7 protein-coding genes are annotated in these 6764 nt (G+C 69.0%); 3 read left to right on the top strand and 4 right to left on the bottom strand.

The features are described 5' to 3' along the window. From Q0326_RS09000 to Q0326_RS08990, 3 genes are all read right to left on the bottom strand, one after another. A partial coding sequence (locus Q0326_RS09000) for a TolC family protein (RefSeq protein ID WP_298689330.1) occupies positions 1-1258 on the bottom strand: 1258 nt, incomplete at its 3' end. Next, positions 1255-2586 carry a HAMP domain-containing sensor histidine kinase gene (locus Q0326_RS08995; protein WP_298689328.1) on the bottom strand — a complete coding sequence of 444 codons (1332 nt, stop codon included), beginning with the start codon at positions 2584-2586 and terminating at the stop codon, positions 1255-1257. The genes Q0326_RS08995 and Q0326_RS09000, both read right to left, overlap by 4 nt. Before the next feature lies 1 nt (position 2587). Beyond that, positions 2588-3265, bottom strand: coding sequence for a response regulator transcription factor (locus Q0326_RS08990; protein ID WP_298689326.1), 678 nt, complete (start codon positions 3263-3265; stop codon positions 2588-2590). A 382-nt stretch (positions 3266-3647) separates the two neighbouring features. On the opposite strand from Q0326_RS08990, the gene Q0326_RS08985 reads away from it, so the two are divergent. Beyond that, complete coding sequence (locus Q0326_RS08985) at positions 3648-4007, top strand: hypothetical protein (protein ID WP_298689324.1); 360 nt, start codon at positions 3648-3650, stop codon at positions 4005-4007. A gap of 112 nt (positions 4008-4119) precedes the next feature. Here the strand turns inward: Q0326_RS08985 and Q0326_RS08980 are convergent, their stop codons facing one another. Then, positions 4120-4839 (bottom strand): dienelactone hydrolase family protein, encoded by a 720-nt coding sequence (locus Q0326_RS08980; RefSeq protein WP_298689322.1) that lies wholly within the window; start codon positions 4837-4839, stop codon positions 4120-4122. 229 nt (positions 4840-5068) lie between these two features. Here Q0326_RS08980 and Q0326_RS08975 point away from each other — a divergent pair, with 229 nt between their 5' ends. Continuing rightward, the gene (locus tag Q0326_RS08975; protein WP_298689320.1) at positions 5069-5836 is read left to right on the top strand and encodes an SDR family oxidoreductase; all 768 of its coding nucleotides are present in this window, start codon (positions 5069-5071) and stop codon (positions 5834-5836) included. Between the two features lie 2 nt (positions 5837-5838). Next, entirely contained in the window at positions 5839-6738 is a 900-nt protein-coding gene (locus tag Q0326_RS08970) for a glycosidase (protein ID WP_298689318.1), read from the top strand. Positions 6739-6764: the final 26 nt, after the last annotated feature.

Raw genomic sequence — 6764 nt, 5'->3', positions numbered from 1 at the left:
CCACGGCGACCTGCCGATCCTGTAGCGCGAGTTCGAGCGCCATGACGTCCTGTTTCTTGGTGAAGCGCGTGGTGATCAGATCGACGAAGGCGGCCTCGTCGATCGCGGAAGCGCTGCGCGCCGCGATGGCGCGCGCCGCGGCCTGGCGCGCCATCGGCAGGTCGCGCCGCGCGACGGCGAGTTGGCGGCCGAGCTGCTCGATCTCGGTGAGCGCCGCGCCGACCTCGCCCGCGGTCGCCGCAAGCCTTGCGGCATAGTCGGCGCGGAGCTGTTCGCGGGTCGCGCGGGCGATCGCGATGTTGCCCTGGTTGCGATCGAAGATCGGCAGCCCGACGGTGACGTTGGGGCCGGCGTTGATCACGCGGCTGTTGTCGCTCGACGCCGCGCCGCCGAAGATGAGATCGGGGAATTGCGACAGGATCGCCTGGCGTACCGTCTCCTCCTGCGCGGCATAGCCGAGCCGCAGCGCGAGCAGATCGGGGCGGCGACCGGGCAAGGTCGCGAGGCTTGCGCGCGCCGCGGCGATGTCGAGCGGCGGCAGCGCGACCGTCGGCACCAGAGCGAGCGGCGCATCAGGCGCCAGCCCCAGCAACGCGTTCAGCTGGTGACGCAGCGTCAGGATCCGCTGGTCGATGCCGTTGAGCGTGGTCCGTGCGGTCTGGAAGGCGAGGCGCGACGGCGCCGCGATGACCAGCGTCGAATTGCCCGCCGCCAGCGCCGCCTCGACGGCCTGGTTGCGCGCCGACAGAATGTCGTAGGCTTGGGCGGCGACCGGGCGGGCACGCTGCGTCTCGATCAGGTCTACCACGAGCTGCCTGGCCTGCCCCGCGACCTGCCATTCCTGCCACAGCAGATCGGCATAGACCTGCTGCGCGGCGTAGCGGCCCGCCTCGCGTCGCGAGCGATAGGTGATCAGCGCCTTGATGTCCTGCGACAGCCCGGCGGTCCAGGCCGGCACCGAGCCGACGCCCGAGATCAGCGGCAGGAACGCGCCCGACAGCGAGGGATTGGGCAGGATACCGGTCTGCAGCAGCTGGCCCTGCGCGACGCCCCGCTTGGCCCGCGCGGCAACGAGATCGGGATCGTTGGCAAGCGCCAGCCGCACGACGTCGCCGACGGTCAGCGGACCCGCCGGCATGCCGACGAGATCGGCGGCGGCCGGCCGCAAAGGTACCGCGCGCGGCAGCGGGGCGGGCGCATAATGCTGGCAGGCGGACGGCAGCAGCAGCAACGCGCACAGGCCGAGCTTGCGGATCATCGGCGTGCCGCTCCGAACGTCAGGGTGGCGACCAGACCGGGTCGGGCATCGCCGAGGACGAGCGACGTCGCGTGGATGCGCGCCACCGCCGCCACCAGGCTGAGCCCCAGCCCATAGCCGGGCCGCGTCCGGCTGGCCTCGAGACGCGCGAAGCGCTGCACCACGCGGTCGCGGTCCGCCTCGGGAATGCCCGGGCCGTCGTCGGCGACAGTCAGCACCGTCCCGCCCCCACCCACCGCCAGGCCGAGCCGCACCGTCGTTCCCACCGGCGTGTGCGCCAGCGCATTGTCGAGCAGGTTGATCACCGCTTGCGCGAGCAGCTCGCGGTCGCCGATGACCGGCGGGACGGTCTCGACATGCGCCGCCAATGTCCGGCCCGCTGCCTCCATCGCCGGCGCGTAGCTTTCCGCCAGATCGCGCACCAGCGCGGCGAGATCGACCGGCGCGAACGCCTGCCGCAGCCCGCCCGCCTCGATCTCGGACAGCCGCAGAATCGCGGAGAACAGGCTGAGCACCTGGTCGCTCTGCTCGATCGCGCGCTCGATCACGGCGGGGCCGGGATCGGTGCGCAGCCCCTCCTCGAGCCCGTTACGCAGCCGCGACAGAGGCGTGCGCAGGTCGTGCGCGACGTCGCTCGAGACCTGGCGGAGCGTGTCGAGCAGCTCGCCGATCCGATCGAGCATCGCGTTGAGCGCGGCGGACAGCCGATCGAATTCGTCGCCGCGCGGCCCGACCCGCGCGCGTGTGCCGAGATCGCCGGCGATGATCCCTTCCGCCGCGCCGCTGATCCCCGACAGTCGATGACGCAGATAGGCGCCGAGCAGGACGGCGCCGATGCCGCCGATGATCAGTTCGACCAGGAAGGCGACGCCGAGGATGGTCAGGATCAGCCGATCCGCCGCCTCCAGCTCGTCCCAATCGGCGGCAACCGCCAGCCGCTCGCCCCCGTCGAGCCGCACCGCGAACGACCGCGCGACATCGCTTGCGTCCTCGCGATCGACGAATCCGATCGTCGACCAGCCGAGCGCGGGCCTGCGCGCGCTCAGTGTCCCGGCGACGCGGTGCCCGGCCGGATCATACAGCGCATAGCCGAGATCGTTGGTCGCCCGCGCCAGCTCGCGCCGGCTGATCACCAGCTTGAGGCTGGTCAGCCCCTCGCTGCGATATTCGCTGACCAGCGAGCTCATCTCGGCGGCGATGCGGTCGTCGAGCTGGGTCTGCAGCGCGACATGCGCCGCATAATAGACCGCGACGCCGAGCACGAGCGTCGCGATGACGAAGGCGGCGGAATAGATCGTCGCGATCCGATAGGCGGCGCTGCGCATCATCTCAGGCGTCGGCGACCATTCGGTAGCCGGCGCCGCGCACCGTCTCGATCACCGCAGGCGCGCCGCCGGCGGCGAGCTTGGCGCGCAGATGGCTCATATGGGTTTCGACCAGATTGGTCTGCGGCTCGAAATGGAAGTTCCACACGCTCTCCAGCAGCATCGTGCGCGTCACCACGCGCCCGGCGTTGCGGACCAACTCTTCGAGCAGGCGGAATTCGCGCGGCTGGAGCGGCACCAGCCGGCCGGCGATGCGCGTCTCGCGGTGCAGCAGGTCGAGCACGATCGACCCGGCGGTCAGCGTCGTCACCACGTCGCCGGTCTGCCGCCGCCGGCTGATCGCATTGAGCCTGGCGACCAGCTCGGACATCGCGAAGGGCTTGACCAGATAATCGTCGGCGCCGGCCTCAAGCCCGTCGACCCGGTCCTCGATCCGCCCCAGCGCGGTCAGCATCAGCGCGGGCGTGACGATGCCGCCGCGCCGTGCCCCGCGGATCACCGAGAGCCCGTCAAGTCCGGGCAGCATCCGGTCCAACACGGCGATGTCAAAGCTGCCGGACTGCAGCGCGGCGAGCGCCTCGGCGCCCGTCTCCACATGGTGGACCTGATGGCCCGCGTCCCCCAATCCGCGACACAGAAACGCCGCCGTTTCGGGATCATCTTCTGCGACGAGAATGTTCATGCGCTGCCGTCGCTGTCCACTGGGAGGTGCAGCGGCCGCCCTAGCGGAGATCGGCGCCGAGCCAAAAATAAGAAACCTCAATGTTGCCTCGATCAGCAACACCGGCGGCGGGAAAGCGTCGGCCTCAAAGTCCAAGACGCCGGGCACCGCGAAAGCGGCGAGTCCGTCCGTTCACGAGCCGGGTTCACCTCCGACCCATGGCGATCGCGATCAGCATCAGTCCAGGCGGCCGCCGCCTTTGCGTCGCGGTCGGGTCGCGTCTGGCCGATGGCTGGCACGTGGCTGCCGGCGGCTATGCTCTCGTCGACGGGCCGACATTGTCATCACCCAGTCCGGCCGCGTATCGCGCTGCCATCATCGGCCATCAGAATGGATTGCAGACATGGCAGAGCCAAGCGTTCGATTTGAGCCCGGAGATGCCGAATGGGTCGCGGAACGAGACAGCGTCGGCTTCGCCGGCCTGACGGCTTTGGGGCCGGTCGATTTTCTAATCACGCGCGACGCGCTTGCCTATCTCCTGAACCCGGATCTCGACGAGATCGATAGCGAGACGGCGATGGAGACATTTTTCGAGTTCGAAACCGACGTTCACCACATTGCCCGGCTGGAATTCGTGAAGCGCCTTGGTGGTGAGCCGCCAGTCCTGCTCACCGTGTCCGACATCGAGGCCGCTGGCCCTCTCTCACGGAAAGGCGAGGAGTACGAGGACGAGGAGGAGGACGATCTCGATGGCTACGCATGATGTCGCGCGGAGAGTCCGAGCTGCGGCCGGATCGTCGGCAATGCCGAGCGTGATCCGCCGCCTCCGACGCACCGACGTCCATCCGACCTGCCGTGCATGGTTTGATCGACCGTCACGACCCGCCCGCAAATGTGTCGTCGAAGAAGCGGAGCATCACCTCCCAGGATTGTACGTCGGCAATCCGGTCGTAGGCCATGCGCGGATCGCCGCGTGAATCGACTTGGTCGTTGGTGAAGCTGTGCAGCGCGCGACCAAAGACGAGCAGCTGCCAGTCGGCGTCCGCGTCGGTCATCTCCTGCTGGAAGGCGGCGATGTCGGCGGGGGGCACGAGCGGATCACGCGCGCCGGTGCACGCCAGAACGCGCGCGGAGACGACACCCGCGCGCGCCGGCAGCGCCGTGGTCAGCGAGCCGTGGAAGCTCGCCACGGCGGCGATCGGCGCGCCGCTTCTCGCGAGTTCGAGCACCGCTGCGCCGCCAAAGCAGTAGCCGACAGCCGCGCTGCGTTCGCCCGCGACGCCCGGGAGCATGGCCATCGCATCGAAGCCGGCACGGACGCGGTGTCGAAACAGCGCCGGGTCGTCCCGAAACGCCGCGATCGCGGACGCCACCGCCTCACCCTCGAGCACACGGCCATCGCCATGAAGGTCGGCGGCCGCTGCCAGATAGCCGCGCTCGGCAAGCATCGCGCAGTGCCGCCGGACATTGCCGCCGATCCCGTCCGCTTCGTGCACGACCAACACCGACCGCCCGTTGGGATGGCCGACCGGCCGGTAGATCTCGCCGCGCAACGCAACGTCGCCGTCCTTATAGTGCCAGATCTCGCCCGTCATCGTGCCGTCCCGCTGCCTGCTCGTTCCTACGGACCTACTCGCGAACGGGCCCTTCGCTCCATCCGATCCGCTCCCGGCGCTGGAACAACAGCTTGGCAATCGCCGCGTCGATATGGACGGTCGTCGTGGCCTGGGTCCCGCGTGGGTGAATGCGACGAATGACAAAAGCGTAACTCGACCCGCCCCTCGACCGCCGCCCAAGCTTCCCCCCAATCCTCGAGGAGCCGACATGTTCGACAACCAGATCGCGATCGTCACCGGCGGTGAATCCGGCATCGGAGCCGCCTGCGCGAAAGCGCTCGGCGATGCCGGCGCCCGTGTCGTCATCACCTTCTTCAAGGATGCCGATGCGGCGCAGGCGGTCTGCCGGTCGATCGGCGACGAGACGCGGGCCATCGCCGTCCAGACCAATGTCGGCGACGAGGGCGAGGTCGAACGCTTGTTCGCCACAGCGGAGACGACGTTCGGCACCGTCAGCCTGCTGGTCAATTCGGCGGGCCTCAACATGACCGGCGTCGATCTCGTCGACATGGAGCTCGCGCAGTTCGATCGCGTGATCCGCTCGGATCTCTATGGTCCGTTTCTCACCTGCCGCCGGCTGGTGCGCGCGCTCGAGGCGAAGGCGATGAAGGGGCGCATCGTCAACATCTCCTCGATCCACGAGAAGGCACCGCGTCCCGGCGGCGTCGACTATGATTCCGCCAAGGGCGGGCTTTCGCAGCTCACCGCGACGCTGGCGCTCGAGCTCGCGCCCAAGGGCATCGCGGTGAACGGCGTGGCGCCCGGCATGATCCTGACCCCGATGAATCAGTCCGCGCTGAACGATCCGGCGGAGCTCAAGGCCAAGGAGGCGGCGATCCCCTGGCGCCGCGCCGGCCGGCCCGACGAGGTGGCGACGCTGGTCAACTTCCTGCTGTCGCCGCAGGCCGACTATATCACCGGCACGACCGTCACGATCGACGGCGCGCTGTCGCTGACCGTCGCGCAAGGCGCCTGATCATGGCCGCGCTCGTGGATTTCAACGTCGAGCAGATCGATCCGATCGCCATGGTCGGCAACGAGCAGGTCTCGCGACGCGACCTGATGAGCCCCTATGTCTGGCGGACGCCCGACGGCCTCTATGCCATGCTGGTCCGCGCGGTGCCGCGTCCCGGCGAGACCGGCGATACCGGCACGATCTGGTATGCGACCAGCACCGACGGCCTGCGCTTCACCGCGACCGACACGCCGGTGCTGTCGCCGGGTCCCGGCGCCGACGATATCGGCGGCTGCGAGGATCCGACCCCGGTGTTCCGGCCCGACGGCAGCGTCGTGATCTATTATACCGGCGTCGATGCGACACGCAGCCACGGTGAGATGCTCTACGCGGTCGGCCCTTCGATCGACCGGCTCGAGAAGCGGGGCGTGGCGATGCCGAACACGCCGTCGCAGGGCAATATCAAGGAGGCCACAGTCGACCGGACCGAGACCGGTGGGTGGCGCATGTTCTACGAGTTCGCCCGCCACGAGGCATCGCTGGTCGGTCTTGCGGTCAGCGACGACATCGCCGGCCCCTGGACCGACGAACGGGATCCGTTCGCGCCGCGGACCGACGGCTGGGACAGCTGGCATCTGTCGACCGGCCCCCTGCTCACCACCGACAAGGACATGCCGGTAATGTTCTACAACGGCGCGACGCAGGACGCGCGCTGGCGGATCGGCTGGATCGCCTTCGACAGCCAATATGGCAAGGTCGTCGCGCGCTGCATCGAGCCGCTCATCATCCCGCCGCCCGCGCTGCAACGGACCGCGACCGACATTGCCTTCGCCGCCTCCGTGGTCGTCGTCGGAGACCAGATCTGGCTCTATTATTCGCTGTCCGACACGCATCTCTACCGGGCGATCGTCCGGCGCAGCTAGCTTTATCGCGAGACATGGGCCGTCCG

It is taken from the genome of uncultured Sphingomonas sp., from assembly GCF_937859915.1.
GTDB lineage: Bacteria > Pseudomonadota > Alphaproteobacteria > Sphingomonadales > Sphingomonadaceae > Solisphingomonas.
The sequence above is the reverse complement of the archived record's forward strand: the minus strand, read 5'-3'. Positions and strand labels throughout refer to the sequence as shown.